Origin of the sequence: Bradyrhizobium sp. 17 (genome assembly GCF_023073515.1) — a bacterium.
GTDB lineage: Bacteria > Pseudomonadota > Alphaproteobacteria > Rhizobiales > Xanthobacteraceae > Bradyrhizobium > Bradyrhizobium canariense_D.
In genome coordinates this window covers 255,695-280,321 of record NZ_JADPJQ010000119.1, presented here as the reverse complement: position 1 = coordinate 280,321, position 24,627 = coordinate 255,695, and the positions used below count along the sequence as shown (strand labels likewise).

21 protein-coding genes and 1 pseudogene are annotated in these 24,627 nt (G+C 64.4%); 15 read left to right on the top strand and 7 right to left on the bottom strand.

Going from position 1 to position 24,627, the window contains the following annotated elements:
* Window positions 1–6: 6 nt before the first annotated feature.
* Window positions 7–1,119, bottom strand: a complete 1,113-nt coding sequence (locus IVB13_RS28875; RefSeq protein WP_026232782.1) for an AI-2E family transporter — start codon at window positions 1,117–1,119, stop codon at window positions 7–9.
* Window positions 1,120–1,329: 210 nt separating this feature from the next.
* Between IVB13_RS28875 and IVB13_RS28870 the strand changes: the two genes are divergently transcribed.
* Together IVB13_RS28870 and IVB13_RS28865 are read left to right on the top strand one after the other, a co-directional pair.
* Window positions 1,330–2,148 carry a L,D-transpeptidase gene (locus IVB13_RS28870; protein ID WP_204513289.1) on the top strand — a complete coding sequence of 273 codons (819 nt, stop codon included), beginning with the start codon at window positions 1,330–1,332 and terminating at the stop codon, window positions 2,146–2,148.
* A gap of 17 nt (window positions 2,149–2,165) precedes the next feature.
* On the top strand, window positions 2,166–2,819 hold the full coding sequence (locus tag IVB13_RS28865) for a DUF2865 domain-containing protein (protein ID WP_018454654.1): 654 nt from the start codon (window positions 2,166–2,168) through the stop codon (window positions 2,817–2,819).
* Window positions 2,820–2,867: 48 nt separating this feature from the next.
* Here IVB13_RS28865 and IVB13_RS40320 read toward each other — a convergent pair.
* Window positions 2,868–4,959: pseudogene (locus IVB13_RS40320) on the bottom strand (methyl-accepting chemotaxis protein).
* 273 nt (window positions 4,960–5,232) lie between these two features.
* Here IVB13_RS40320 and IVB13_RS28845 point away from each other — a divergent pair.
* On the top strand, window positions 5,233–5,388 hold the full coding sequence (locus IVB13_RS28845) for a Thivi_2564 family membrane protein (RefSeq protein ID WP_007599832.1): 156 nt from the start codon (window positions 5,233–5,235) through the stop codon (window positions 5,386–5,388).
* A 98-nt stretch (window positions 5,389–5,486) separates the two neighbouring features.
* Here the strand turns inward: IVB13_RS28845 and IVB13_RS28840 are convergent, their stop codons facing one another.
* The 3 genes from IVB13_RS28840 to cysD all read right to left on the bottom strand — a co-directional run bounded on the left by IVB13_RS28840 (window position 5,487) and on the right by cysD (window position 10,677).
* Entirely contained in the window at window positions 5,487–7,652 is a 2,166-nt protein-coding gene (locus IVB13_RS28840; RefSeq protein WP_247491009.1) for a malate synthase G, read from the bottom strand.
* 294 nt (window positions 7,653–7,946) lie between these two features.
* Window positions 7,947–9,863 (bottom strand): adenylyl-sulfate kinase, encoded by a 1,917-nt coding sequence (gene cysC / locus IVB13_RS28835; protein WP_018454652.1) that lies wholly within the window; start codon window positions 9,861–9,863, stop codon window positions 7,947–7,949.
* 19 nt (window positions 9,864–9,882) lie between these two features.
* Window positions 9,883–10,677, bottom strand: a complete 795-nt coding sequence (gene cysD / locus IVB13_RS28830; protein ID WP_026232781.1) for a sulfate adenylyltransferase subunit CysD — start codon at window positions 10,675–10,677, stop codon at window positions 9,883–9,885.
* A gap of 245 nt (window positions 10,678–10,922) precedes the next feature.
* On the opposite strand from cysD, the gene cysG reads away from it, so the two are divergent.
* From cysG to IVB13_RS28770, 12 genes are all read left to right on the top strand, one after another.
* Window positions 10,923–12,347 carry a siroheme synthase CysG gene (cysG, locus tag IVB13_RS28825; RefSeq protein WP_018454650.1) on the top strand — a complete coding sequence of 475 codons (1,425 nt, stop codon included), beginning with the start codon at window positions 10,923–10,925 and terminating at the stop codon, window positions 12,345–12,347.
* Window positions 12,344–12,661 (top strand): DUF2849 domain-containing protein, encoded by a 318-nt coding sequence (locus tag IVB13_RS28820; protein WP_007599842.1) that lies wholly within the window; start codon window positions 12,344–12,346, stop codon window positions 12,659–12,661. Before cysG ends, IVB13_RS28820 begins: the two co-directional genes overlap by 4 nt.
* 11 nt (window positions 12,662–12,672) lie before the next feature.
* Window positions 12,673–14,328 carry a nitrite/sulfite reductase gene (locus tag IVB13_RS28815; RefSeq protein WP_018454649.1) on the top strand — a complete coding sequence of 552 codons (1,656 nt, stop codon included), beginning with the start codon at window positions 12,673–12,675 and terminating at the stop codon, window positions 14,326–14,328.
* Entirely contained in the window at window positions 14,315–14,830 is a 516-nt protein-coding gene (locus IVB13_RS28810; RefSeq protein WP_018454648.1) for a DUF934 domain-containing protein, read from the top strand. Before IVB13_RS28815 ends, IVB13_RS28810 begins: the two co-directional genes overlap by 14 nt.
* Window positions 14,827–15,558: a phosphoadenylyl-sulfate reductase gene (locus tag IVB13_RS28805; protein ID WP_018454647.1), complete on the top strand. Its 732-nt coding sequence runs from the start codon at window positions 14,827–14,829 to the stop codon at window positions 15,556–15,558. Before IVB13_RS28810 ends, IVB13_RS28805 begins: the two co-directional genes overlap by 4 nt.
* 108 nt (window positions 15,559–15,666) lie before the next feature.
* Complete coding sequence (locus IVB13_RS28800; RefSeq protein WP_018454646.1) at window positions 15,667–16,680, top strand: sulfate ABC transporter substrate-binding protein; 1,014 nt, start codon at window positions 15,667–15,669, stop codon at window positions 16,678–16,680.
* A gap of 36 nt (window positions 16,681–16,716) precedes the next feature.
* Window positions 16,717–17,553, top strand: coding sequence for a sulfate ABC transporter permease subunit CysT (cysT, locus tag IVB13_RS28795; protein WP_083926373.1), 837 nt, complete (start codon window positions 16,717–16,719; stop codon window positions 17,551–17,553).
* A 10-nt stretch (window positions 17,554–17,563) separates the two neighbouring features.
* Window positions 17,564–18,475 carry a sulfate ABC transporter permease subunit CysW gene (cysW, locus tag IVB13_RS28790; protein ID WP_247491008.1) on the top strand — a complete coding sequence of 304 codons (912 nt, stop codon included), beginning with the start codon at window positions 17,564–17,566 and terminating at the stop codon, window positions 18,473–18,475.
* Complete coding sequence (locus IVB13_RS28785; RefSeq protein ID WP_026232778.1) at window positions 18,465–19,502, top strand: sulfate ABC transporter ATP-binding protein; 1,038 nt, start codon at window positions 18,465–18,467, stop codon at window positions 19,500–19,502. The genes cysW and IVB13_RS28785 overlap by 11 nt, the downstream gene beginning before the upstream one ends.
* 90 nt (window positions 19,503–19,592) lie before the next feature.
* Entirely contained in the window at window positions 19,593–20,096 is a 504-nt protein-coding gene (locus tag IVB13_RS28780) for a CAP domain-containing protein (protein WP_026232777.1), read from the top strand.
* A gap of 78 nt (window positions 20,097–20,174) precedes the next feature.
* Window positions 20,175–21,350 carry a patatin-like phospholipase family protein gene (locus IVB13_RS28775; RefSeq protein WP_018454641.1) on the top strand — a complete coding sequence of 392 codons (1,176 nt, stop codon included), beginning with the start codon at window positions 20,175–20,177 and terminating at the stop codon, window positions 21,348–21,350.
* A gap of 1 nt (window position 21,351) precedes the next feature.
* Window positions 21,352–22,140 (top strand): 3-hydroxybutyrate dehydrogenase, encoded by a 789-nt coding sequence (locus tag IVB13_RS28770; protein ID WP_018454640.1) that lies wholly within the window; start codon window positions 21,352–21,354, stop codon window positions 22,138–22,140.
* Between the two features lie 47 nt (window positions 22,141–22,187).
* Here IVB13_RS28770 and IVB13_RS28765 read toward each other — a convergent pair whose 3' ends face one another.
* Complete coding sequence (locus IVB13_RS28765) at window positions 22,188–23,012, bottom strand: sulfite exporter TauE/SafE family protein (RefSeq protein WP_247491006.1); 825 nt, start codon at window positions 23,010–23,012, stop codon at window positions 22,188–22,190.
* 195 nt (window positions 23,013–23,207) lie between these two features.
* The gene (locus tag IVB13_RS28760; RefSeq protein WP_018454638.1) at window positions 23,208–24,566 is read right to left on the bottom strand and encodes a flippase; all 1,359 of its coding nucleotides are present in this window, start codon (window positions 24,564–24,566) and stop codon (window positions 23,208–23,210) included.
* Window positions 24,567–24,627 lie beyond the last annotated feature (61 nt).

Genomic DNA, 24,627 nt, shown 5'->3' with positions numbered 1-24,627 from the left:
AACCGGTCAGTCCTGCGGGAGCTGCGGCGAATCCTCAGGCAACAGATGCTCCTTCAGGATCAGGGCGACGATCAGCAGCGGCGACGACAGGAACGCGCCCATCGGGCCCCACAGCCAGGTCCAGAACGCCAGCGCCAGCAGCACCGCGAGCGCATTGAGCGCCAGCCGCCGGCCGATGATGGTCGGCGTGACGAAATGTCCCTCCAGGAAGGTGATGCCGCCAAAGGCGAGCGCCGCCATCAGGCCGCCGCTGACGGTCGGGAAGGTGACCAGCCCCACCACGACCAGAATGGCGAACATGGCCACCGGTCCGATGATCGGAATGAAATTGAGGGTGGCCGCCAGCGCGCCGAGGCCAGCCGGATTGGGCATTCCGGTGAGGGCGCAGACGATTCCGGCGGCGACGCCGACGCCGACGTTGATCAGGGTCACAGTCAAAAGGTAGTTGCCGAGATGGACCTCGATCTCGTTGAGGATGCGAAGCGTGCGCAGCCGTGCGTCGTGATCGCTGAAGGTCATGATCATTGCCCGTCGCAGGTCGCGCCAGCTGGCGATGAACAGGATCAGGGTGACGAAGAACAGCAGGAATTCGGTAAAGGTCGGTGACAGGAATTCAATCGTTGGCTGCACCCACTCGAATTTCGGCATCTGGAAGCTTGGCAATCCCTCCGAGCCGCCGAGCATCGTCTGCAGCTCTCGCCACAGCGCCAGCGGCCGGTCGAACACGTGGACCTTGTCTTTCAACTGCGCGCCGAGTTCGGGCAGGCGCGAGCTCCATTCCATCGCCGGCGAGGCGATCAGCGCGACGATGAAGCCGACCACGGCGGTCACCGCGAACACGATCAAGACGGCGGCAAGCCCGCGCGGCACTTTCCGGTACTCCAGAAAGGTCGCTGCCGGCGAGAGCATCGTGCCGGTGACGAACGCCATCACGACAGGCAAAAAGAACGCCTTTCCGACATAGAGCACCGCGACGATTGCGATGAGGAGCAGTCCGGCGAGCGAGAAGGCGACGAGTTCGGTGCGGCGGATCACCGGCGGGAGTTCGCCGTGGCTCTCGGGAAGCGGAGTGCCTTCGCCATTGCCGGGAGTCATACGTTCACTGGGAAGGACGCGCACAATACCTCTCCGGCACGGAGACTTCAGTCCTCGCGCCCATGACCAGGGGAGAACGTCCTCGCGCCCTGCGGGTTCCATCGCGGCTTCGCGAAGAAGCGCTCGCTTGACTCTGACGTCGCTGCTGCATCCCGCCGCGGAACTTGTAGCGGTTGGACCGCGTTGAACAAACCAGCGCATCACCCTGATGCAGGCATCCACACGGGGCAGCACATGACGAAGTTCTCTGCAGTCCGACGCCGCTTATCGCAGCGCCGCATCACCGCTTTTGCCTTTGCAACCGCTTTGCTGGCAGTGCCGTTCGGCGCCGCAAGCGCACAGACGCTGGGCTACACCTATCCGCAAGATCAGGCTTACCCGCAGGACCAGGGCTATTCGCAGGGTTATGCGAGCCCAAGCTATGCGAACCAGGGCTATGCGAACCAAGGCTATGCAAGTCAGAACGCGCAAGCGCCCGACGAGGATGCCGCGCTGCCAGATCGCCTGCGCAGGCAGATTGTCAGCTTCGACCGCAGCGAGCCGGCCGGCACCATCGTCATCGATACCAACAATACTTACCTTTACTATGTGCTCGGCCAGGGCCGCGCGATCCGTTATGGCGTCGGCGTCGGCCGCGAGGGCTTCACCTGGTCGGGCGTGCAGAGCGTCAGCCGCAAGGCGGAGTGGCCGGACTGGCATCCGCCGGCTGAGATGATCGCGCGCCAACCCTATCTGCCCCGCTTCGTCGCTGGTGGCCCCGGCAATCCGCTCGGCGCGCGTGCGATGTATCTCGGGTCGAGCGAATACCGCATCCATGGCACCAACGATCCCACCACGATCGGGAAGTTCGTTTCGTCCGGTTGCATCCGCATGACCAATGAGGATGTCACCGACCTGTTCGGCCGTGTCAATGTCGGCGCCAAGGTGGTCGTGCTACCGAAGAACGCGCCGCTGATGGCGAAAGGCAGTGATTCCGTGCGCAAGCGCCCAGCCGTGACCGCGCTGCCCTCAGGCCGGCAGGCGCTGAACATTTCGAATTCGGCCGTGAACTAAGGGTCGAGTGAGGTCACATGAAGAGACGTTCGATCGGCAAACTCGCCGGGGGCGCGGCGGCGTTCGTCGCCATTGCCTCCTTCGGCCTCGCGCTGACGCCATCCGCCCATGCGGAGGACTTTTTCTCGGCGCTGTTCGGCGGCTTCCGCGGACGGCCGGCGCCCGAGATTCGCATGCCTTTCCAGACCGATGACACGCCGCGCTACGACCCGCCGCGCCAGCGGGCCTCCTACGGTGGCGGCACGGCCTATTGCGTGCGCGGCTGCGACGGACGTTATTTCCCGGCGCAGGGAAACGATTCCGAGAGCAAGGCGCAATCCTGCAAGAGCTTCTGCCCGGCCTCGGAGACCTCGCTGGTCTATGGCGGCAACATCGACGACGCGACGACGGATAAGGGGAAATCCTATTCCGACCTGCCTAACGCGTTCCGCTATCGCAATGAGATTGTCGCAGGCTGTACCTGCAACGGCAAGGATCCGGTCGGGCTCGCTCAGGTCAAGGTCGACGACGATCCCACCTTGCGCAAGGGCGACATCGTCGCGGGCGCGGACGGCCTGGTGGTCGCCAGCCGCAATGCCAACGACCGCCGCGGCGTCGCGATGAATTTCTCGCCGCTGCCCGACTCGGTTCGCGCAAGATTCCGCCAGGTGCCGGTGGTGGCGAAGGAATAGGCCTCAACGTCGTCCTGGCATTCGCCAGGACGACACCAAGAGTGTGGGCTATGCCGCCCGGATCTTGCCGAGGAAGTCGCTGACGTCATGGCCGAGCTGGCGGCTCTGGCTCTCCAGCATCTCGGAGGCGTGTTTCACGTTGTCGGCGGCAGCGGCAGCAGCGTCTGCATCGGATTTGACGCCGGTGATGTTGTCCGAGACGTTCTTGGTGCCCTGCGCCGCAAACTGGGTGCTGCGGGTGATCTCTTGGGTAGCCGCTCCCTGCTCCTGCACGGCGGCGGCGATTGCGGTCGCGACCTCGTTCACTTCGCCGATGATGCCGCCGATGGTCTGGATGGCGCTGATGGCGTCGGCCGCGACCTTCTGGATGTCGGCGATCTGCTCGGAGATCTCTCGGTCGCCTTCGCCGTCTGGCTCGCCAGCGACTTCACCTCGGAGGCGACCACGGCAAAGCCGCGACCGGCCTCGCCGGCGCGGGCCGCCTCGATCGTGGCGTTAAGCGCGAGCAAATTGGTCTGCTGCGCAATGGTGTTGATCAGGCCGACGACCTCGCCGATGCGGCCGGCCGACTTTTGAAGTCCCTGCACGTGCCGTCGGTCTCGCGCGCCTGGGTCACGGCGCGGCTGGCGATGCCCGCGGCATGCGCGGCCTGCTGACTGATGTCGTTGATCGAGGCGCTCAGCTCTTCGGCGGCGGCGGCGACGCTGTCGACGCTCATGGAGGCGTCATTGGAGGCCTTGCCGGCGATCTGCACGCGGTCGTTGGTCTGCCGCGACACCGCGGAGAGATCGCCCGAGGTCTTGCGCATCTCGCCAGAGGCTTCGCTCAATTCGCCGAGCGTTTTGCGCACCGCGCCCTCGAACTCGCCGACATAGGTCTCGACCGCGCGCTGGCGCGCGGAGGCGCCCGCATTGCGTTCGCGCTCCTGCGCCTCGATCGTGAGCTTGTCGTTGGCCTGCTGCTTGAAGGTCTCCAGCGCGCCGGCAAGCGCGCCGATCTCGTCGTTGCGGTCGAGATAGCCGCTATCGACGGCAAGGTCGCCGCCGGCGACCTTCAGCATGGCGTCCCGGATGGTGTTGAGCGGAGTGATGACGCGGCGGCTGACCAGCATGATCGCGCCGACGGCAAGCCCCACGGCGAGCGCCAGCAGCGTAAGCTGCACGATCAGTGCGCGCTGTGCGGCGCCGCGCTGCTCCTGCGTGTGGATCTTGGCAGCATCGAGCGCACCTTCTGCCACTGTGACGGCGCTCGCCATACGGGCGACCGTGAGCGGGCTCCATTGGTTCGCCGTCATCTCGGGCTTCTCACCCTTGACCAGCGCGTCCGTGAGACGGTCGCGCAAGGCCAGATATTGCGGCTCGAAATACGAGGTCTTGGCGGAGGCCATCGCGGAGGCGAGCCCCGACGGCAACTGCATGCCGGACGTCGACAGCTCCAGCGCCTTCCACATCGCGCTCGTGCCGCCGACATGTTGGGTATAGGCGTAGCGGCCCTCCGTCGTGATCTTGCCGGCGGCCAGCCCGGTCGAGACGATCAGCGATGCTTCGCCTGCGGTGTTGCGGAGCAGCCAGGCGTTCTGCTTGATCGACAGCAGCTGGTCGATCGCGGCGTCCAGGTGATTGACCGTGGCGGCCAACGTGTTCGAGAGCTTGTCGAGCGTGTCGAGCAGGCCCTGCGTTGTCTCCATATATTCCTTGGGCAGACCGGCGCGGCGTTGGTCCTTCGGCTTGGCTACATCCTCCCAGAACTGCTTCTGCTCCTCGATCAGCAGCTTGTAGAGGCGCGCAAGCTCCGGTACCAGCGTGCCTGATTGCGGAAAGTCCATGGCCGGCAGCAGCTCGATCGCGCGCGCCATGGCGGGCATTTGGGCATCGCGCAGCGCGCGCAGATATTTCTCGATCTCGCCGTCCATCGGCTCGGTCGCATTCAGGAGGCGGACCGTGGTCGAGCGGTCGGTGCGCAGATTGTGCATCGCCTTGAACAGATCGGCGGACGTGTCGGCGATCTGCGAGATGCGGTTGGCGGTCTTCAGGCGATCCCAGGACTCGTAGGCGGTGAGCGAGAGCGCGATCACCACGCAGATCGACGTGATCGCGATCACCGCCTTCAGCAGCGCGGATACGGTCAGACGATTCAGCATCGAAGTCCCCCAATTCCCAATACAAAGTTCGTAAAGGCGCCCCGGCAACAGCAGAAAAAGGGGCCCGTCAGACAAGGCAATCGCATGCCGTTTGCGGCTCAGGGCCCAAACGGTTTCCGCATCTGAAAGGAAAAGGGTAAAGTTTTCAGCAGGCCGGCTGATCGTAGAAGTACGTATTTACTAGAAGTTGCAAAGGGTTGCGTCGATGGAACCAAGCCACGAGCTGCGCGTTAGGAGACTGTCAGCAATTTTGCCTAAAGGGGGGTCCTAGCGATGCTGGTCGGCGTACTCGTCACCTTTCTCGTCGTCATTCTCGTACTTTACCTCATCAACATGCTGCCGATGGACGGCCGCGCCAAGCAGATCGCGCGCGTCGTCGTCATCATCATCGGCATCGTCTCGCTGCTGAAATATCTGGCAGTGTTTTAGCCGGGCGCTTAGCTAGCGCAACGAAAAAGCCCCGGCGCGAGCCGGGGCTTTTGGTGTTCTAGTCGGGTCGGCAGGCCGCCTTGTCAGCCAGGGCGTTGTCAGCCAAGGGCTTTGGCCTCGCGGCGGCGGGCGGTGAGGATGTATTCGGTGTAGCCGTTCGGCTGCTCGCGTCCCTTGAAGATGAGGTCGCTGGCCGCCTTGAAGGCTGTGCCGTCGAAGGCGGGCGCCATCGGCTTGTAGATGGGATCGCCCGCATTCTGCTTGTCGACGACCACCGCCATGCGCTTGAGCGATTCCATCACCTGCGCCTCGGTGATCACGCCCTGGTGCAGCCAGTTGGCGAGGTGCTGGCTGGAGATGCGCAAGGTGGCACGGTCTTCCATCAGGCCGACGTCGTGGATGTCAGGCACCTTCGAGCAGCCGACGCCCTGGTCGATCCAGCGCACGACATAGCCCAGAATGCCCTGGCAGTTGTTGTCGATCTCCTGCTTGACGTCGTCGGGCGCCCAGTTCGACTTCGACACGGGGATGGTGAGGATGTCTTCGAGCTTTGCCCGTGGGCCGCCCTTGGCGAGCTCCTGCTGGCGCGCGGTGACGTTGACCTGGTGGTAGTGCAGCGCGTGCAGCGTCGCGGCGGTCGGCGAGGGCACCCAGGCGGTGATAGCACCGGCCTGCGGATGGGCGAGCTTCTGCGCCAGCATGTCCGCCATCTTGTCCGGCGCGGCCCACATGCCCTTGCCGATCTGGGCATGGCCGGGCAGGCCACAGGTCAGGCCCATATCGACGTTCCAGTCCTCATAGGACTTGATCCAGGGCTGCGCCTTCATCTCGTTCTTGCGGATCATCGGACCCGCCTCCATCGAGGTGTGGATCTCGTCGCCGGTGCGGTCGAGGAAGCCGGTGTTGATGAACATGATGCGCTTGGAGGCGCGCTGGATGCAGGCCTTGAGGTTGACGGTGGTGCGCCGCTCCTCGTCCATGATGCCGACCTTGAGCGTGTTCTCGGGCAGCGACAGCATCTTCTCGACGCGGTCGAAGATCTCGCAGGTCAGCGACACCTCGTCGGGGCCGTGCATCTTCGGCTTGACGATATAGGCCGAGCCGGTGCGGCTGTTCTTGACCTTGGAGTTGCCTTTCAGATCATGGACAGCAAGAAGCCCGGAGACGGCGGCGTCGAGCAAGCCTTCCGGAATCTCCTCGCCCTTGTCGGCCAGCACCGCGTCGGTGAACATGTGGTGACCGCAATTGCGCATCAGCAGCAGGCTGCGGCCGTGCAATTTCACTTCGCCTTTGCCGTCAGGCATCTTGTAGCTGCGGTCGGCATTGAGCGAGCGCGTCAGCGTCTTGCCGCCCTTCTCGAAATCGGCCGACAGCGTGCCGTTCATCAGGCCGAGCGTGTTGCGATAGACCAGCACCTTGTCCTCGGCATCGACGGCAGCGACCGAGTCTTCCATGTCGAGAATCGTGGAGACGGCGGACTCCATGACCATGTCCGCGACGCCGCCCGGATCGTCCTTGCCGATCGCGCTGGTGCGGTCGATTTTTACCTCGACGTGCAGGCCGTTGTTGACGAGCAGTACCGCGCTCGGTGCGGCTGCGTCGCCCTGGAAGCCTGCGAATTGCGCGGCGTTCTTCAGGGCGGTGGCGTTGCCGCTCTTCAGCTTCACCGCGAGCTGGCCCGCGACCACGCTATAGGCGGTGACGTCGGTGTGACTGCCGGTCGCCAGCGGCACGGCGGCATCGAGGAACGCTTTTGCCTTGGCGATCACCTTGTCGCCGCGCGCCTTGTTGTAGCCCTTGCCGCTCTCGGATGGATCGTGCGGGATCGCGTCGGTGCCGTAGAAGGCGTCATAGAGCGAGCCCCAGCGCGCATTCGCCGCGTTCAGCGCATAGCGTGCGTTGGTCAGCGGCACGACGAGCTGCGGGCCGCAGATCTTGCCGATCTCCTCGTCCACATTGGCGGTCTCGACCTTCTGCGTCGCCGGCTCCGGGAGGAGATAGCCGATCTCCTTCAGGAAGGCGGTATAGGCGTTGAGGTCGAACGCCTTGCCCTTGTTGGCCCGGTGCCAGTCGTCGATCTTGGCCTGCAACGTGTCGCGCACCGCCAGCAGCGCGCGGTTCTTCGGCCCCAGCTCCTTGATGATGGCGGCGAGCCCGGCCCAGAACGCATCCGGCGCGATCCCCGTCTTCGGGGCCGCTTCCTTGGCGATGAAATCGAACAGGACGGGAGCGATCTTCAGTCCGTGGGCGTCGACGCGTTTCATGATGGGCTTTCTTGTTGGAAATGGCTGTTTTTGGCTGCTTTTGACCCGACAGCAGCAAAATGCGCTCCAAGGAGCGGCTTTCGGGGTCTTATTAGCCCCAAAATCGGGGCCGTGAGAAGGCCCCCAAAAGTTGTCAAAATGTCAAGGCGAGGTGGGCGGCCCACGCACGGTGTCATTCCCCGCGAAGGCGGGGAAATCCAGTACGCCGCGGCCTCTCGCCTGAATCACTGCTGTCGGTGGAATGCTGGGTCGCCCGGTCAAGCCGGGCGACGACAGCGGAGCAGCAGCCCGGCTTCAAATATTCGCGGCGAGGTCCACGAGTTCGTCGAACAGCACGCCGGTCGTCTTGAGCATCTGTTCGATCTCGTCCGCCGCCTCGGCGACCGTCCGCGTCGAGGTGTCGATCACGAGCTCGGCGGCCTCGGGCCGCTCGTAGTCGGTGCCGATACCGGTGAACGACGCGAGCGTGCCGGCGCGGGCCTTCTTGTAGTGGCCCTTGGGGTCGCGCTCCTCGCAAATTTCCGCCGGCGTCGCGACGTAGATCTCGCGGAACGACGTGTCGGCGATGCGGCGCGCGGTGGCGCGGTCCTCGCGGGCGGGCGAGACGGCGGCGACAATGGCGATGTGGCCGTTACGGGCGAGATGCGTCGCGACTTCGGCGAGGCGGCGGATGTTCTCGCTGCGATCGGCGGCCGAGAAGCCGAGATCGCTGTTGAGCCCGGCACGCAGCGTGTCGCCGTCGAGCAGGATCGGTGAGCCGCCATTGCTGAACAACCGCCGCTCCAGCGCCTTGGCTAGAGTCGACTTGCCGGAGGCGGGGAGGCCGGTGAGCCAGACCACGGCGCCGTTGTGACGATAGCGCGCGGAGCGTTCGTCGGGCCGCAGCGCGGATTCCACCGGCACGATGTCGACGGGCAAGGCGCGCTGGCCGGCATCGACCGACAGCACGAGACCGCCGCCGGCGATGCGCCCGGACACCTCGATCACGAGACGGCCGGTGCGCGGATTTTCCGTGTAGGGATCGGTGGCAATCGGATTCGAAAGGGATATGTCGATCTCGCCGACATGGTTGCGGCCGATTGCCTTGTTCTCGACGCTCGACAGCTCACCGGGATCGACCGCCTTCTCGATGGCGACGACGGTGGCACGGCTTTCCTTCGGTCCGCAGCGAACCAGGAGCTGGTCGCCCTTGGCCAGCGGCTTGTCGTGCAGCCAGAAGATCCGCGCGCGCAGCCGTCGTGTCTCGCGCGGCGCGCTGTTGGCATGCGCGATGATGTCGCCGCGCTCGAGGAACAGCTCGCGGTCGAGCGTGATGCCGACCGAGCGGCCCGCACCCTGGCGGCCTGCGACCGGCGTCACCGGCCAGCTCTCGACCGTCTTGATTCTGGCGATCTTGCCGGCGGGCATGATCACGATTTCGTCGCCGGCAACCAGGCTGCCGGATTCGATCCGGCCCGCCACGATGCGGCGATCGTCGAATTTGTAGATCGCCTGCACCGGCAGCCGCAGCGCCAGCGCTTCCAGCGGCCGGGCCGGCTCGAGCCGGTCAAGCGCTTCGACCACGGTCGGACCCTTGTACCAGCCGATGCGGTCGGTGCGCTCAGCGACGCCGTCGCCCTCGCGGGCGGAAATCGGGATCACGGCCGTGGGCTTCACACCGAGGCCTTGCAGATGCGCCGAGATCTCGTCGCTGATCTCCTTGAAGCGCGCTGCGGAGAAGTCGACGCGGTCCATCTTGTTGACGACGACCGCGACCTGCTTCACGCCGAGCAGATGCAGGAGATAGCCGTGCCGCCTCGTCTGGTCGCGCACGCCTTCGAGCGCGTCGATGATCAGCACCGCGCCGTCCGCCTGCGAGGCGCCGGTGATCATGTTGCGCAGGAATTCGGCGTGGCCGGGCGCGTCGATCAGTACGATGTCGCGCGAATTGGTGCGGAAGCGGATCTGCGTGGTGTCGATGGTGATGCCCTGGTCGCGCTCGGTCTGGAGCGCGTCGAGCAGAAACGACCATTCGAACGGCATGCCGCGCCGCGCGCTGACGGCCTTGAGCATGTCGAGCTTGCCGTCGGGCAGGCTGCCGGTCTCGTGCAGCAGGCGGCCGACCAGCGTCGACTTGCCGTGGTCGACATGGCCGACGATGACGATGCGGACCTGCGGACGCGTGGTGCCGTTCGGGGTGGCGGGCGATGCGGGGGTGACGATCATGTTCATACGACGCTCGCGTCCTTGATCAGAGATAGCCGGCGACGCGCAGGCGCTCGAAAGCGTCCTCGGTCTCGTGGTCGAGCGCGCGGCCGGAACGTTCCGGCACCTTGGTCTGCTCGAGTTCGATCAGGATCTCGTCGATAGTCGACGCGTTTGAGGCGACCGGATTGGTGATGTCCTGATCGCCCAGCGAGCGATAGCGTTTGCCGTTTTGCGACAGATACAGCGGGATGATCGGGATGTTCTCGCGCTTGGTGTAGGCCCAGATATCGGACTCGGTCCAATGCAGGATCGGATGGATGCGCAAATGCGCGCCCTGCGGCGGCGACGCATTGAAATGATCCCAGAACTCCGGCGGCTGGTCGCGCACGTCCCAATTACCCTCCAAGCCGCGCGGCGAGAACACGCGCTCCTTGGCGCGCGTCGCCTCCTCATCGCGGCGAATGCCGGCGATCAGACCGTCGAAACCGTATTTGGCGAGCGCCATCTTGAGGCCCTCGGTCTTGCGCGCGGCGGAACGGGCGGCGGGCGGCAGCGTTGGGTCGACGGCATCAATCGGCGGGCAGGGCTCGACGCGCAGATCGAGATCCCATTCCTTGCCGTAGTGATCGCGGAAGCGATACATCTCCGGAAACTTCTTGCCGGTGTCGACATGGAGGGCCGGGAACGGCAGACGGCCGAAGAATGCCTTGCGCGCCAGCCAGATCATGACATTGGAGTCCTTGCCGAGCGACCACAGCAGGGCGATCTTCTTGAGGCGGCCGAAGGCTTCGCGGAAGATGTAGATGCTCTGGGCCTCGAGCTGGTCGAGATGGTCCATGCTCGGGGCAAGGTCAGAAGAAAATTCTTGCGCGGGCACGCGCTCGGCGAGAGCGGGGCTGCTCAGCCCGCCAGCAGTGGAATTGTCCTTGAGAAGATGCATCTCTGCCACTTTGCGTTTGGAGGCGAAAATTCTATAGTTGCGGTGCAAGAGAGAAGAAAAAATTTTCTCTTTGCGCGCCTGAAACGACACATATATAGAAAATAATTCCAGTCAACCCCGCATGTGGGGTAAGCGAGTATCGTATGCGGTTCTTGCCCGTGTTCCTCGATCTCAAGGCCGGTCCGGTGGTCCTCATCGGTGCGGGTGAGCTTTTGCGCGCCAAGCTGCGCGTGCTGACCGCTGCCGGTGCGCGCATTCGCGTGCATGCGATCGATGGCAATCACGACCTGGGTCTGAGCTCCGAGGACGCGGCGCGTATCGACATCTCGGCCACCGATCCGCTGACCGCCGATCTCTCGGGAATCATCGCGGTGGTTTGCGCCGGCGCCGGCGATGTCGGCGTGGCGATGTCGGTCCGCGCCAAGGCGCTCGGCCTGCCGGTCAATGTCATGGACGATCTCGAGCATTCGAGCTTCATCTTTCCGGCGATCGTCGATCGCGGCGATGTCGTGGTCGCCGTCGGCACTGGCGGCACGTCGCCGGTGGTGGCGCGGCGCGTGCGCGAGAAGATCGAGGCGCTGCTGCCGGCGCGCATCGGCGAGCTCGCCGAGTTCATCGGCGGCTTCCGCAAATCCATCAACGAACGTATTGCCGAGTTTCCGCTGCGCCGCCGCTTCTGGGAGCGCGTCATCGACGGCCCGATCGGTGCCGCCGTATTGGCCGGCCGCAAAGGCGAGGCGGACGCAGCGCTCAAGGCGATTTCAGATCCATCCGCGTTCGCGCGGGCCGACAAGCCGGAAGGATCCGTCGCGCTGGTCGGCGCCGGGCCTGGCGATCCGGATTTGCTCACCATCAAGGCGTTGCGCGCGCTCCAGGATGCCGACATCGTCTTCCATGACGAGCTGGTCTCGCCTGAAATTCTCGACCGCATCCGCCGTGACACCACGCGCGTGCCGGTCGGCCGCCGCGTCGGCAAGCCCGGCATCGGGCAGGACGCCATCAACAAGCGCATGATCGAGGCCGCGCAATCCGGCCAGCGTGTGGTGCGGCTGAAGGGCGGCGATCCCTTCGTGTTCGGCCGCGGCGGCGAAGAAGTCGAAGCACTTCGTGCCGCCGGCCTTGCCTATTCGATCGTTCCCGGCATCACCGCAGGTCTCGGCGGCGCCGCCGATTTCGAGGTGCCGCTCACCTATCGTCACGAAGCAACGCGCATCACCTTCCTCACCGCGCACAAGGCGCGCGACGCAGAAGTCGTGGACTGGTCGACGCTGACCGACGCCAGGATGACCGTCGTGGTCTACATGGGCATGACGGCTGCGCCGGCCATACGCGCCGGCCTCTTGGCCGCCGGCCGTTCGCCGGAGACGCCGGTCGGCGTATTCGCCCGCGTCACGCGTCCCGATGCGCAAGGCGAGATCGGCACGCTGCGCGATCTGCCCGAACTGGTCCGCCGGACCAACGGCGGTCCCGCCATTCTCATCATCGGCGATGTGGTCCGGCATGCCGGCTCGCTTCGCCGCCAAACCCCAAAGCAAATCATCTCTGACCTATTGGATGCAGCCGAATGACCTCCCCGCTTGAACAGAAGAAGATCAAGATCGCCGGCCCCTCGGTCGTGACCGCCAACCGCACCTGGGACGGCATCGTGGTTTACCGCACCGCCGCCAAGAGCTGGTCCGCGGACCTGTCGGAAGCCGCGATCGTGCGCAACTCCGACGAGGCGAAGGCGTTGCTTGCGGAATCCGTTGCCGATGACGTCGGCGCGATCGGCCCCTATATCGCGCCGGTACAGGTCGGTGCAGACGGCAAGGTCGAACCCGGAAATCTGCGCGAACAGATCCGCCGCACCGGCGTGACCATCGGACAGCCGGTTCAGGTTTAAGGCGCTTTCTTATGTATGCTTACGATGAAATCGACCGCACGCTCGTCAACGAGCGCGTCTCGGAATTCCGCGACCAGGTGAAGCGCCGCCTCTCCGGCGAGCTCACCGAGGACGAGTTCAAGATCCTGCGGCTGCAGAACGGCGTCTATCTGCAACTGCACGCCTATATGTTCCGCGTCGCGATCCCCTACGGGACGCTGGCGTCGAACCAGCTGCGGGCGCTCGCCCACGTCGCGCGCAAATACGACCGTGGCTACGGCCATTTCACGACGCGGCAGAACATCCAGTTCAACTGGATCAAGCTCGCCGAATTGCCGGATGCGCTGGCCGATCTCGCCGAGGTCGGCATCCATGCGATGCAGACCTCCGGCAACAACATGCGCAACGTCACCTCGGATCAGTGGGCCGGCGTCGCGCCCGGCGAGATCGAGGATCCCCGCATCTGGTCGGAGCTGATCCGCCAGCACACCACGTTGCATCCGGAATTCTCGTTCCTGCCGCGCAAGTTCAAGATCGCGATCACCGCGTCGGACCACGACCGGGCCGCGATCAAGATCCACGACATCGGGCTGAAGCTGATCAAGAACGAGAAGGGCGAGACCGGCTTTGAGGTGCTGGTCGGTGGCGGGCTCGGACGCACGCCGTTCATCGGCAAGACCATCAAGCATTTCGTCCACGGCCGCGACATTCTCAGCTACATCGAGGCGATTCTGCGCGTCTACAACCAGTACGGCCGCCGCGACAACATCTACAAGGCGCGCATCAAGATCCTGGTGCACGAGCTCGGCATCGAGAAGTTCTCGCGCGAGGTCGAGGAGGAGTGGCAGCACATCCGCAACTCCTCGCTCCAGATCGACGACGAGGTGGTCGAGGACATCCGCTCGCGCTTCACCTATCCTGCCTACGAGAAGCTGCCGCACATGCCGGACGAGCTGCGCCAGGCCGCGGCCGATCCCGATTTCGAGGCATGGCGCAAGAACTCGGTGGCCCCGCACAAGGCCCAGGGCTATTCCATCGTCACGATCTCGCTGAAGCCGATCGGCGCGCCTCCGGGCGATGCCACCGCCGAGCAGATGGATGCGCTCGCCGATCTCGCCGACGAATACTCCTTCGGTGAGATCCGCGTCGGCCACGAGCAGAACCTCGCTCTGCCGCATGTCGCCAAGCGTGACTTGCCGGCGCTGTGGAAGGCGCTCGACAAGCTCGGGCTGGCGACGCCGAACGTCAATCTGATCACTGACATCATCGCCTGCCCGGGTCTCGACTATTGCTCGCTGGCCAATGCGCGCTCGATCCCGATCGCGCAGGAACTGACGCGGCGCTTCGCCAATCATGAGCTGGCCAATCTGATCGGCCGGTTGCACATCAACATCTCCGGCTGCATCAACGCCTGCGGCCATCACCATGTCGGTCATATCGGCATTCTCGGCGTCGAGAAGAACGGCGAGGAGGTCTACCAGATCACCATCGGCGGGCGCGCCGACGAGAGTGCCGCACTCGGCAATCTGATCGGCCCCGGCGTCAAGTTCGACGAGGTCGCCGACGTCGTCGAGGACATCGTGGAAGCCTATCTGGCGCTGCGCGAGCGGCCCGAAGAGCTGTTCATGGACACGGTAAAACGCCTCGGCGTCGAACCCTTCAAGGAGCGCGTTTATGCCACTCGTTAACGGCGGAAAGATCGCCGACGACAGCTTCGTCAAGCTCGCCGTCGACACGCCGCTGCCCGAGGGCGGCGACATTCTGGTGCCGGCCGAGCGTTTCGTTGGCGAGGCGGATGCGTTGCTCAAGCGGACCGGCAAGGTCGGTGTGATCTGGCCGAACAATCGCGACATCGCCGAGCTGGTGCCCTATCTCGGCAAGATTGCCGTCGTCGCGCTGGTGTTCCCAACCTTCCGCGACGGACGCGCCTACAGCCAGGCGCGGCTGCTGCGCGAGCGTTACAATTACCGCGGCGAGTTGCGTGCGACGGGCCAGATCCTGCGGGACCAGTTCGTGTTCATGCTGCGCGCTGGCTTCGATTCCTTCGACGTCAAGAAGCAGGCCGACGCGGAAGCGTTCATGCAGACCGCGAAGCGCTATTCGGTCTTCTACCAGCCCACCGGCGATGGCCGCATCACGGCGCTGCACCGGCGCATGCAGCTGCGTCATTCCGAGGGTGTCGGCACGTGAACGCAATCGCGTCTCCAATTTCGGCAATCTCCGCCTCGGCGCTGCCCTCGGCGGAGGACCTCGATCGCGCCTTGCGCGATGCCTCGCCCGCCGAAATCATCGCCGCTGCGCTGAAGACGGTCGGGCGCGACAAGCTTGCGCTGGTGTCGTCCTTCGGTACGGAATCGGCGACGCTGCTCAAGGTGATGGCGGATGTCGATCCGGCGATCCCGGTGATCTTCCTCGACACCGGCTGGCTGTTCGAGGAGACGCTGGCCTATCGTGATACGCTGATCGCGACGCTGGGCCTGAAGGACGTCCGCTCGATCAAGCCTGCCGAGGAGACGCTGTCGCGCGGAGATCCCGACCGCGACCTCTGGTTTTCCGATCCCGACGCTTGCTGCCGTATCCGCAAGGTCGAGCCGCTGGCGCGGGCGCTGAAACCGTTCGATGCATGGCTCAACGGCCGCAAGCGCTTCCAGGGCAACTCGCGCGCCGACATCCCGGTGGTCGAGGACGACGGTACGCGGTTGAAGTTCAATCCCTTCGCCAATGTCTCGCGGGAGGAACTCGAGGCGATTTTCGCCCGCGCCAAATTGCCGCGTCATCCCCTGGTCGCGTCGGGATTTCTATCGGTTGGGTGTATGCCTTGCACGAGCAGAACGGCCGAAGGCGAGGATGAGCGTGCCGGTCGCTGGCGTGGCCGGGCCAAGACGGAATGCGGCATCCACACGATGAAGACTTCGTAGCAAAGTTACGCTGCCCGGCTACGAACAAGAAAATCCGGTTCCGTTGACTTAAGCGCGTTTCGCCCCGAGTTATGCCTGCCATCGATGACGCCGACGTCATTGATGTGAATGGAGATGGACATGATGCGTCGTATCGTTCCGCTCGCGGCAGGACTGCTCGTGACAGGCTTGTTGGCAAGCGCGGCTCTTGCCGCTGACATCACTCTGCTGAACGTCTCGTACGATCCGACGCGCGAGCTCTATGTCGAGTTCAACAAGGCGTTCGCGAGTGCCTATCAGAAGGAAACCGGCAAGAGCGTCGAGATCAAGCAGTCGCATGGGGGCAGCGGTTCGCAGGCGCGCGCCGTGATCGACGGATTGCAGGCCGACGTGGTGACGCTTGCGCTCGCCTACGACATCGACGCCATCGCGGGCAAAGGCCTCACGACGGCCGACTGGCAGAAACGGTTGCCGCAAAACTCGTCGCCCTATACCTCGACCATTGTGTTCCTGGTCCGCAAGGGCAATCCCAAGGCCATCAAGGACTGGGACGATCTGCTCAAGCTCGGCGTCGCCGTGATCACGCCGAACCCGAAGACGTCAGGCGGCGCGCGCTGGAATTATCTGGCCGCCTGGGGCTTTGCGCAGAAGAAATACGGCTCGGCGGACAAGGCCAAGGATTTCATCGGAAAGCTCTATCAGCAGGTGCCGGTGCTCGACACCGGTGCGCGCGGCGCGACCGTGACCTTCGTCGAGCGCGGCGTCGGCGACGTGCTGCTCGCCTGGGAAAACGAGGCGTACCTGGCGCTCAAGGAATTCGGTCCGGAGAAATTCGAGATCGTGGCGCCGCCGCTCTCGATCTTGGCGGAACCGCCGGTGACGATCGTCGATAAGGTTGCCGATAAAAAAGGCACCCGTAGTGTCGCCGATGCCTACCTGCAATATTGGTACACCAAGGAAGGTCAGGAAATCGCGGCGCGCAACTTCTATCGTCCGCGCGATCCCGAGATCGCCAAAAAACATGAAAACTCCTTCGCGAAGGTCGAGCTGTTCACGATCGACGAACTTTTCGGCGGCTGGACCAAGGCGCAGAGGGAACATTTTGCCGACGGCGGCGTCTTCGATCAGATCTACAAGAACTGATCGGGCGCTGTCGGCGGGGCTTAAACAGGGGGCCTGGTGAGCGCAATCGCAGCACGACGCCGGACATTGCCGGGCTTCGGTCTCACCATGGGGCTGACGCTATCCTGGCTGTCGATCATCATCCTGATTCCGCTCGCCGGCCTGTTCCTGAAATCGGTCGAGCTGAGTCCCGAGCAGTTTTGGAACATCCTCTCCAGCCGCCGCACCCTGAATGCGTTGCGCGTGTCCTTCGGACTCGCCTTCGCAGCCGCCTGCGTCAATCTGGTGATGGGCAGCATCATCGTCTGGGCGCTGGTGCGCTACCGCTTCCCCGGTCGGCGGCTGTTCGATGCCATCGTCGACGTGCCGTTCGCGCTACCTACGGCGGTTGCCGGCGTCGCGCTGACCGCGTTGTTCGCCGAGAAGGGCTGGCTCGGCGCGCCGCTTGCGGCGGCCGGCATCAAGGTGGCGTTCACGCCGGTCGGCATCTTCGTCGCCATGATCTTCATCGGTATCCCGTTCGTGGTGCGCACGGTGCAGCCGGTGCTCCAGGATCTCGACCCAGAGATCGAGGAGGCCGCGGGCAGCCTTGGCGCGAGCCGCTGGCAGACCATCATTCGCGTGATCCTGCCCTCGCTCGGTCCGGCGCTGCTCACCGGACTCGCGCTCGCCTTCGCGCGTGCGGTCGGCGAATACGGCTCGGTGATCTTCATCGCCGGCAATCTGCCCAACGTCTCCGAGATCGCGCCGCTGCTGATCGTGATCCGGCTCTCCGAATTCCGCTATGCCGATGCGACCGCCATCGCGGTTGTCATGCTGGTCGTGTCCTTCGTCATTATCTTCGCGGTCAACCGGCTCCAGCGCTGGGCGCAGAGCCGGATTCCGGTGCGGTGAGGACGGGGCCATGACGATGCAGATCGCAGATTCCGTCCCACTCCCGGCCTCCGACGCCAAGGCACGCGCGTACGCAGCCGCCGCGCGGAACAACCTTCGCACCGAACCGCGCGCGGTCCGCATCGTCATCATCGCGCTGGCGATGACCTTTCTATCAGTCTTCGTCGTGTTGCCGCTGGTCGTGGTGTTCGCGCAGGCCTTCTCGAAGGGAATTGGCGCTTATTTCGCCGCGCTGACCGACCCGGAGGCGCTGTCCGCGATCAAGTTGACGCTGTTGGTTGCTGCAATTTCCGTCGGCCTCAATCTCGTCTTCGGCCTGGTCGCGGCTTGGGCGATTGCAAAATTCGAATTCTCGGGCAAGACCTTCCTGATCGCGCTGATCGATTTGCCGTTCTCGGTCAGCCCGGTGATTTCGGGCCTCGTCTTCGTGCTGCTGTTCGGCGCGCAGGGCTATTTCGGCGGCTGGCTGCGCGATCACGACATCCAGATCCTGTTCGCGGTGTCGGGCATCGCGCTTGCGACCACCTTCGTGACCTTCCCCTTCGTGGCGCGGGCGTTGATCCCGCTGATGCAGGAGCAGGGCACGCAGGAGGAGGAGGCCGCGATCTCGCTCGGCGCCTCGGGCCTGCAGACCTTCTTCCGCGTCACGCTGCCCAATATCAAATGGGGCGTGCTGTACGGCGTCCTGCTCTGCAACGCGCGCGCGATGGGCGAGTTTGGCGCGGTCTCCGTCGTTTCCGGCCATATCCGCGGCGAGACCAACACGATGCCGCTCCTGGTCGAGATTCTCTACAATGAATATCAGTTCGTCGCGGCGTTCGCGATCGCCTCGCTGCTCGCGATGCTGGCGCTGATCACGCTGGTCGCGAAAACCGTTCTCGAAAATCATCTCGACGAAGGACATGACGCAAGTGAGCATTGAAGTCAGGAATCTCGTCAAGAAGTTCGGCAGCTTCAAAGCTCTCGACGGCGTCGACCTCAAGGTCAATGACGGCGAGCTGCTCGCGCTGCTCGGTCCGTCTGGCTCCGGCAAGACCACGCTGCTGCGGATCATCGCGGGGCTGGACTGGCCCGATTCCGGGGAGGTATCTTTCAACGGCGAGGACGCGCTGGCGCAGGGCGCGCGCGAGCGGCACGTCGGATTCGTATTCCAGCACTACGCGCTGTTCCGCCACATGACGGTGTTCGAGAACGTCGCCTTTGGCCTCCGCGTGCAGCCGCGCGCGATCCGCAAGGACGAAGCGACCATCCGTGCGCGCGTCAAGGAGCTACTCGATCTCGTGCAGCTCGATTGGCTCGCCGACCGCTACCCGAGCCAGCTCTCCGGCGGCCAGCGCCAGCGCATCGCGCTGGCCCGCGCGCTCGCGATCGAGCCACGTATCCTGCTGCTCGACGAACCCTTCGGTGCGCTTGATGCCAAGGTGCGCAAGGAGCTGCGTAAATGGCTGCGCTCGCTGCACCACGAGATCAACGTCACCTCGATCTTCGTCACCCATGACCAGGAGGAGGCGCTCGAAGTCGCCAACCGCGTCGTGGTGATGGACAAGGGCAAGATCGAGCAGATCGGCTCGCCCGATGACGTCTATGAGAGCCCGGCGACCGCCTTCGTCCACAGCTTCATCGGCGAATCCATCGAGCTTCCGGTCCTGATCGCCGACGGCGTCATCAGGCTTGGCGACCGGCCGCTTCAGCTCGCGGCAGATGGGCTTGCGCCTGGCGCGTCAAGACTGTTCGTGCGGCGGCACGACATGCTCGTTGGCCCGCCCGGCAGCGGTGCCTTCGAGGGCGCCGTGCAGCACGTCCGGAATTTCGGTCCCGTGCAGCGGGCCGAGGTGGCATTATCAGGCGGAGAGACCATCGAGATCGACGCTCCGCGGGACAGGGAACTGCGCGCCGGCGACACGATCGGCCTGGAGCCCCGCCGCTACCGGATATTTGGGGGCGCCTGAGCGGGGTCAACCGGTCAATTTTTCCTCAATATTCACCTTTCAGCCACGGTTGGTATGCAACAACGGCGCCTGATTTGGGGGCTCCTGTTCATGCGCGTCGCGGCCGCGATATCAATCCTTTTGCTGCTCGCCGGCTGCGCCGGCAACGAAGCATCGGTCCAGCAGCCCTCGATGTATGCCGATATGGCTGTCCCGGGCGCAAAGCTCGACGCGCAGGCCGCAGCGATCATGATCTCGCAATACCGCCAGAACAACGGGCTCGGCACCCTCGTGATCGACCCCGAACTGATGCGGCTCGCCGAATCTCAGTCCCAGGCCATGGCTGCCGCCAACAAGATGGACCATGACGTCCGCGCGCCGCTGGCCAAGCGCCTCAGCGCCGGCGGCTATCCGGCGACCGTTGCGGTCGAGAACGTCTCGGCCGGCTATCATACGCTGGCGGAAGCGTTTTCCGGCTGGCGCGACTCGCCCCCGCACCGCGCGAACATGCTCAAGAGCGGTGTCACAAAATTGGGCATTGCGGCGGGCTATGCTCCCGGCACCAAATACAAGGTGTTCTGGACCATGATCCTGGCCTCGACGGACTCCCGATAAGCCAGACTTGATCACGGGATGCATTGACGCCGCGGCAGACTGTCGCCACGGTCGCTCGCCATCTGCTACTGTTCCCGCATGACCGATCATAGCCCGGAAGTCGCAACTATCCCCGCGAACGCGCAACGTGTCCTGGTCCTCCAGGGCGGCGGCGCGCTCGGCTCCTATCAGGCCGGCGCCTATCAGTCGCTCTGCCATGCCGGCTTCGAGCCGGACTGGGTCGCCGGCATCTCGATCGGCGCGGTCAACGCCGCGATCATCGCCGGTAACGAAGGGCAGACGCGCGTCAAGCGGCTCAAGGAATTCTGGGAGATGGTCTCCGCGCCGGTGCCGTGGAAGCCGATCGGCAAAAGCGAGCACAGCCGCGAACTGTTCAATTCGACCAGCGCCGCATTGATCGCGACCTTCGGCGTGCCCGGCTTCTTCGTTCCGCGCATGCCGCCCGCGCCGCTCTGGCCGCCCGGCAGCCCCCAGGCCGAGAGCTATTACGATACTGCACCCCTGAAGAAGACGTTGGAGCGTCTGGTCGATTTCGACCGCATCAACGATCTGAAGACGCGGCTGTCGGTCGGTGCAGTCGGCGTTACCTCCGGCAACTTCAAATATTTCGACAATTTCGAGTTCAGGAAGCTCGGCAAGAAAATCGGACCCGAGCACATCATGGCCTCCGGCGCGCTGCCGCCCGGCTTTCCGTCCATCGTGATCGACGGCGAGCATTATTGGGACGGCGGCATTGCCTCCAACACGCCGCTCGACTACGTGCTGGACGCCGAGACCGACCGCGATCTCCTGATCTTCCAGATCGACCTGTTCAGCGCCCGCGGCGATCTGCCGACCTCGCTACTCGAGGCGACCGAGCGCGAGAAGGACATCCGCTTCTCGAGCCGCACGCGGATGAACACCGACAAGAACAAGCAGGTGCACAACGCCCGCAGGGCCGTGCGCGACCTGATTTCCAAATTGCCCGATTATCTCAAGAACGACCCTTCCGTGGAATTCCTTGCCAAGGTATCGCGCGAAAGCACCGTGACTGTGGTGCACCTGATCTACCGCAGCAAGAACTACGAATCCTCGTCCAAGGATTACGATTTCTCGCATGTCGCCATGGTCGAGCATTGGGAAGCCGGCGTGCGTGACGTGCATCTGTCGATGCGCCACAAGGATTGGCTCGAGCGGCCGCAATCCGGCGAGACCATGGTGACCTACGATCTCACGGGGGACGTCACTGCGCCCCCGCCAAGAAGGAGCGAATAATATGGGTAGTCTGTCAGGCAAGAACGCCGTCGTGACCGGGTCGACCAGCGGCATCGGACTTGCCTATGCGCGCGCCTTCGCCGCCGCCGGCGCCAATGTCGTCATCAACGGGTTCGGCTCGCCGGAGGACATCGAGAAGGAGCGCGCCAAGATCGAGTCCGATTTCGGCGTGAAGGCGGTCTATTCGCCGGCCGACATGACCAAGCCGGCCGAGATCGCCGGGATGGTCGCGCTCGGCGAGAAGAGCTTTGGTTCGGTCGATATTCTCGTCAACAATGCGGGCATCCAGTTCGTCTCGCCGATCGAGGAATTCCCGCCGGAGAAATGGGATCAGATCATCGCGATCAACCTGTCCTCGGCGTTCCATGCCATTCGCGCCGCCGTCCCGGGCATGAAGAAGAAGGGCTGGGGCCGCATCATCAATACCGCTTCCGCGCATTCGCTGGTCGCCTCGCCCTTCAAGTCGGCCTATGTCTCGGCCAAGCACGGCATCGCCGGCCTGACCAAGACCGTGGCGCTCGAGGTCGCGACCAGCAAGATCACCTGCAACTGCATCAGCCCCGGCTATGTCTGGACGCCGCTGGTGGAGAAGCAGATCCCCGACACCATGAAGGCCCGTAACCTCACGCGCGACCAGGTCATCAACGACGTGCTGCTCGACGCGCAGCCGACCAAGGAGTTCGTCACCTCCGAGCAGGTCGCAGCCCTCGCGCTGTTCCTGTGCGGCGACGATGCCGCGCAGATCACCGGCACGAATCTGTCGATCGACGGCGGCTGGACCGCGGAGTAGACCGCGATCGCTGGCGAATGGCGGAAGCCGAGCTCCGCCATTTTCGTTCAGTGCGTCCAGGCCAGCGCCGTCTCGAATGCCGAGGACAGGTGCAGCTCCGCGAACATGATCTTGCCGGCGACCACGAACAGCACGCTGGCGAGTGTGAGGCGCAGCACCGTCTCGGGCACGCGCGTCGCGCTAAAGCTGCCGACGACGATGCCGGGCAGCGAGCCCAACAGCAGCACGCCCATCAGCGCCCAATCCACGTCGCCAAGCGCCCAGTGCCCCATTCCGGCGATCAGCGTCAGCGGGACCGCATGGGCGATGTCGGACCCGACGATGGTCGCCACCGGCAGGCGCGGATAGAGCAGCAGCAGAACGGTGACGCCGACCGCGCCGGCGCCGACCGATGAAATCGAGACCAGCCCACCGAGCACGATCCCGGTGACGACCGTCGCGATCGCCGTGGCGCGGTCATCGACCTGCTCCAGGCGCCGGCGATAGCGCTCCATGATCGATCTGCGGAAGATCAGCGAGGTCGCTGTCAGCAGCAGCGCGAAGCAGAGCACGAGGTTGACGAGATTGCGCTCGGAATCGCTCTTGAGGTCGAGCTTCCAGAGCACCAGCAGCGTCAGCGCGCTCGCCGGAAGGCTGCCGCAGGCGAGCCGCAGCACCGCCGGCCAGTGCACGCTGCGCGACCAGCCATGCACCACGCTGCCGCCGGTCTTGGTGGCGGCAGCATAGAGCAGGTCGGTGCCGACCGCGGTCGATGGATGAATCCCGAACAGGAGGATCAGCAGCGGCGTCATCAGCGAACCGCCGCCGACGCCGGTCATCCCGACCAGCAGGCCGACGCCGAAACCAGAGGCGACGTAGAGTGGATCGATCATGTCCAGGGAATCTTAGGTTTATCTCGTCAGTTGGGCAATACGACGTAGAATAAACTTTCCCTGCGGTGCAACCGCTTGGGCCAAATAAGAAAAATCGTGCTGTGCCCTTGGCAATAAATAGGTGTTTCGCGTTGTTCCCGGGCATGCTTCGAAGCAGCCGTTCCCCGAGAGCAGCACGCGAAGGCAGTCGGAAGTCTATTTCCCAAACGCCAGCACGTGCAGGCCGAGCCGCTGTCGCACGATCCAGAACAGCAGCACCGTCTCGAAACTGAGCGAGATCGAGGTCGCGGCCGCCGCGCCATGGCCGCCGAAGCGCGGCACCAACGCGATGCAGAGCACCAGGTTCATCGCAAAGGCCAGCGCATAGGCCAGCGCGCAGATCTTCTGCTGGCCGAGCATGTTGAGCAGCCGTTCGACCGGGCCGATCGCGGCACGGACCACGAGGCCAATCGCGGCGACGAACATGATGTCGTAGCCGATCACGAATTGCGGCCCGAACAGCCAGAGCAGGGGCTTGCCGAGCGCGAGCAGCACGATGGTCGCCGCCAGCGACGGCCAGAACGTCCAGTTGATGGCATGCGCCACGTAAGCCGACAGCCGCGCCTTGTCGCCAGCCGCGTTGTATTCGGCGAAGCGATGCGCGGTCGTCGCCGACATCGCGTAGTGGATGAAGGAGACCAGCGCCAGCGTCTTCACCACGGCGAAATAGACGCCGACCTCGTCGGAGGGGCGGAATTGCTGAAGCACCAGCACGTCGGTATAGGACAGCAGCAAATAGAAGCTTTCGACCAGCAGGATCGGCAGCGACACGGCGAGCCAGCCGCCGACGTCGTAGGCCTTGGGGCCCGCCTCGATGTGATCGGCGAGCTTGCGGTTCAGCACCACCATCTGCCCGGTCATCGCGATCCACACCGCGCCTGCGCTCGCGATCATCGCGGCAACCGCGCCGAGATGATAGCCGAGCAGGAAGGCGCAAGCCGTGATGCCGATGATTAGTGTCTGGCGGATGATGAATTGCGGCATCAGGCCGAGTTGCATCCAGTCATGCGAACGGGCGATGCCGTCCTGGGTGTTGGCGACGACGAAAGCGGGCAGCGTCATGCAGCCGATGTAGAGCGGCAGCACTTCGGCGGGATCGATCCAGGGCGAGAGCAATTTGACGATGCCCGCGAGGCCGAGCGAGACCAGCGTGGAGGCGCAAAAGGTCAGCCAGCGGCTGCCCGAGAGAAAGCCGCGCAGCAGCGCATGCTCGCCACGGCTGCGGTATTCCGGAATGATCTTTTGCGCGGAGGCCGAGATGCCAAAGTCCATCATGCTGCCGAGCAGCAGCACCCAGGTCCAGACATAGACATAGACGCCGTAGTCCGACGTCCCCATCCAGCGCGCGAGCAGGACCTGCGAGAAATATGCAAGGCCGGCGCTGATCACGCGGATGAGGAAGATGGTGCCTGCCAGCCGCCGCGTCAGCGACGCTTCGCTCGACCCGCCCGTCAATTTGTCGCGCAGCCGCGCGATGAGGCCGGCAGGTCCGGTCGTTGCGGGTTCTGCATCCATCACGGCCAATTCGAAGGATCCCCGAGGCGCACACGAATGCTGCGGCAGACTTGCCGCAGTA

What these genes read in the sequence shown, in the direction of transcription:
- IVB13_RS28870 (WP_204513289.1), top strand. Translation starts at nt 1,330, where the DNA reads ATGACGAAGTTCTCTGCAGTCCGACGCCGCTTATCGCAGCGCCGCATC.
- IVB13_RS28865 (WP_018454654.1), top strand. Translation starts at nt 2,166, where the DNA reads ATGAAGAGACGTTCGATCGGCAAACTCGCCGGGGGCGCGGCGGCGTTC.
- IVB13_RS28845 (WP_007599832.1), top strand. Translation starts at nt 5,233, where the DNA reads ATGCTGGTCGGCGTACTCGTCACCTTTCTCGTCGTCATTCTCGTACTT.
- IVB13_RS28840 (WP_247491009.1), bottom strand. Translation starts at nt 7,652, where the DNA reads ATGAAACGCGTCGACGCCCACGGACTGAAGATCGCTCCCGTCCTGTTC.
- cysC (WP_018454652.1), bottom strand. Translation starts at nt 9,863, where the DNA reads ATGAACATGATCGTCACCCCCGCATCGCCCGCCACCCCGAACGGCACC.
- cysD (WP_026232781.1), bottom strand. Translation starts at nt 10,677, where the DNA reads ATGGACCATCTCGACCAGCTCGAGGCCCAGAGCATCTACATCTTCCGC.
- cysG (WP_018454650.1), top strand. Translation starts at nt 10,923, where the DNA reads ATGCGGTTCTTGCCCGTGTTCCTCGATCTCAAGGCCGGTCCGGTGGTC.
- IVB13_RS28820 (WP_007599842.1), top strand. Translation starts at nt 12,344, where the DNA reads ATGACCTCCCCGCTTGAACAGAAGAAGATCAAGATCGCCGGCCCCTCG.
- IVB13_RS28815 (WP_018454649.1), top strand. Translation starts at nt 12,673, where the DNA reads ATGTATGCTTACGATGAAATCGACCGCACGCTCGTCAACGAGCGCGTC.
- IVB13_RS28810 (WP_018454648.1), top strand. Translation starts at nt 14,315, where the DNA reads ATGCCACTCGTTAACGGCGGAAAGATCGCCGACGACAGCTTCGTCAAG.
- IVB13_RS28800 (WP_018454646.1), top strand. Translation starts at nt 15,667, where the DNA reads ATGGAGATGGACATGATGCGTCGTATCGTTCCGCTCGCGGCAGGACTG.
- cysW (WP_247491008.1), top strand. Translation starts at nt 17,564, where the DNA reads ATGACGATGCAGATCGCAGATTCCGTCCCACTCCCGGCCTCCGACGCC.
- IVB13_RS28780 (WP_026232777.1), top strand. Translation starts at nt 19,593, where the DNA reads ATGCGCGTCGCGGCCGCGATATCAATCCTTTTGCTGCTCGCCGGCTGC.
- IVB13_RS28775 (WP_018454641.1), top strand. Translation starts at nt 20,175, where the DNA reads ATGACCGATCATAGCCCGGAAGTCGCAACTATCCCCGCGAACGCGCAA.
- IVB13_RS28770 (WP_018454640.1), top strand. Translation starts at nt 21,352, where the DNA reads ATGGGTAGTCTGTCAGGCAAGAACGCCGTCGTGACCGGGTCGACCAGC.
- IVB13_RS28765 (WP_247491006.1), bottom strand. Translation starts at nt 23,012, where the DNA reads ATGATCGATCCACTCTACGTCGCCTCTGGTTTCGGCGTCGGCCTGCTG.
- IVB13_RS28760 (WP_018454638.1), bottom strand. Translation starts at nt 24,566, where the DNA reads ATGGATGCAGAACCCGCAACGACCGGACCTGCCGGCCTCATCGCGCGG.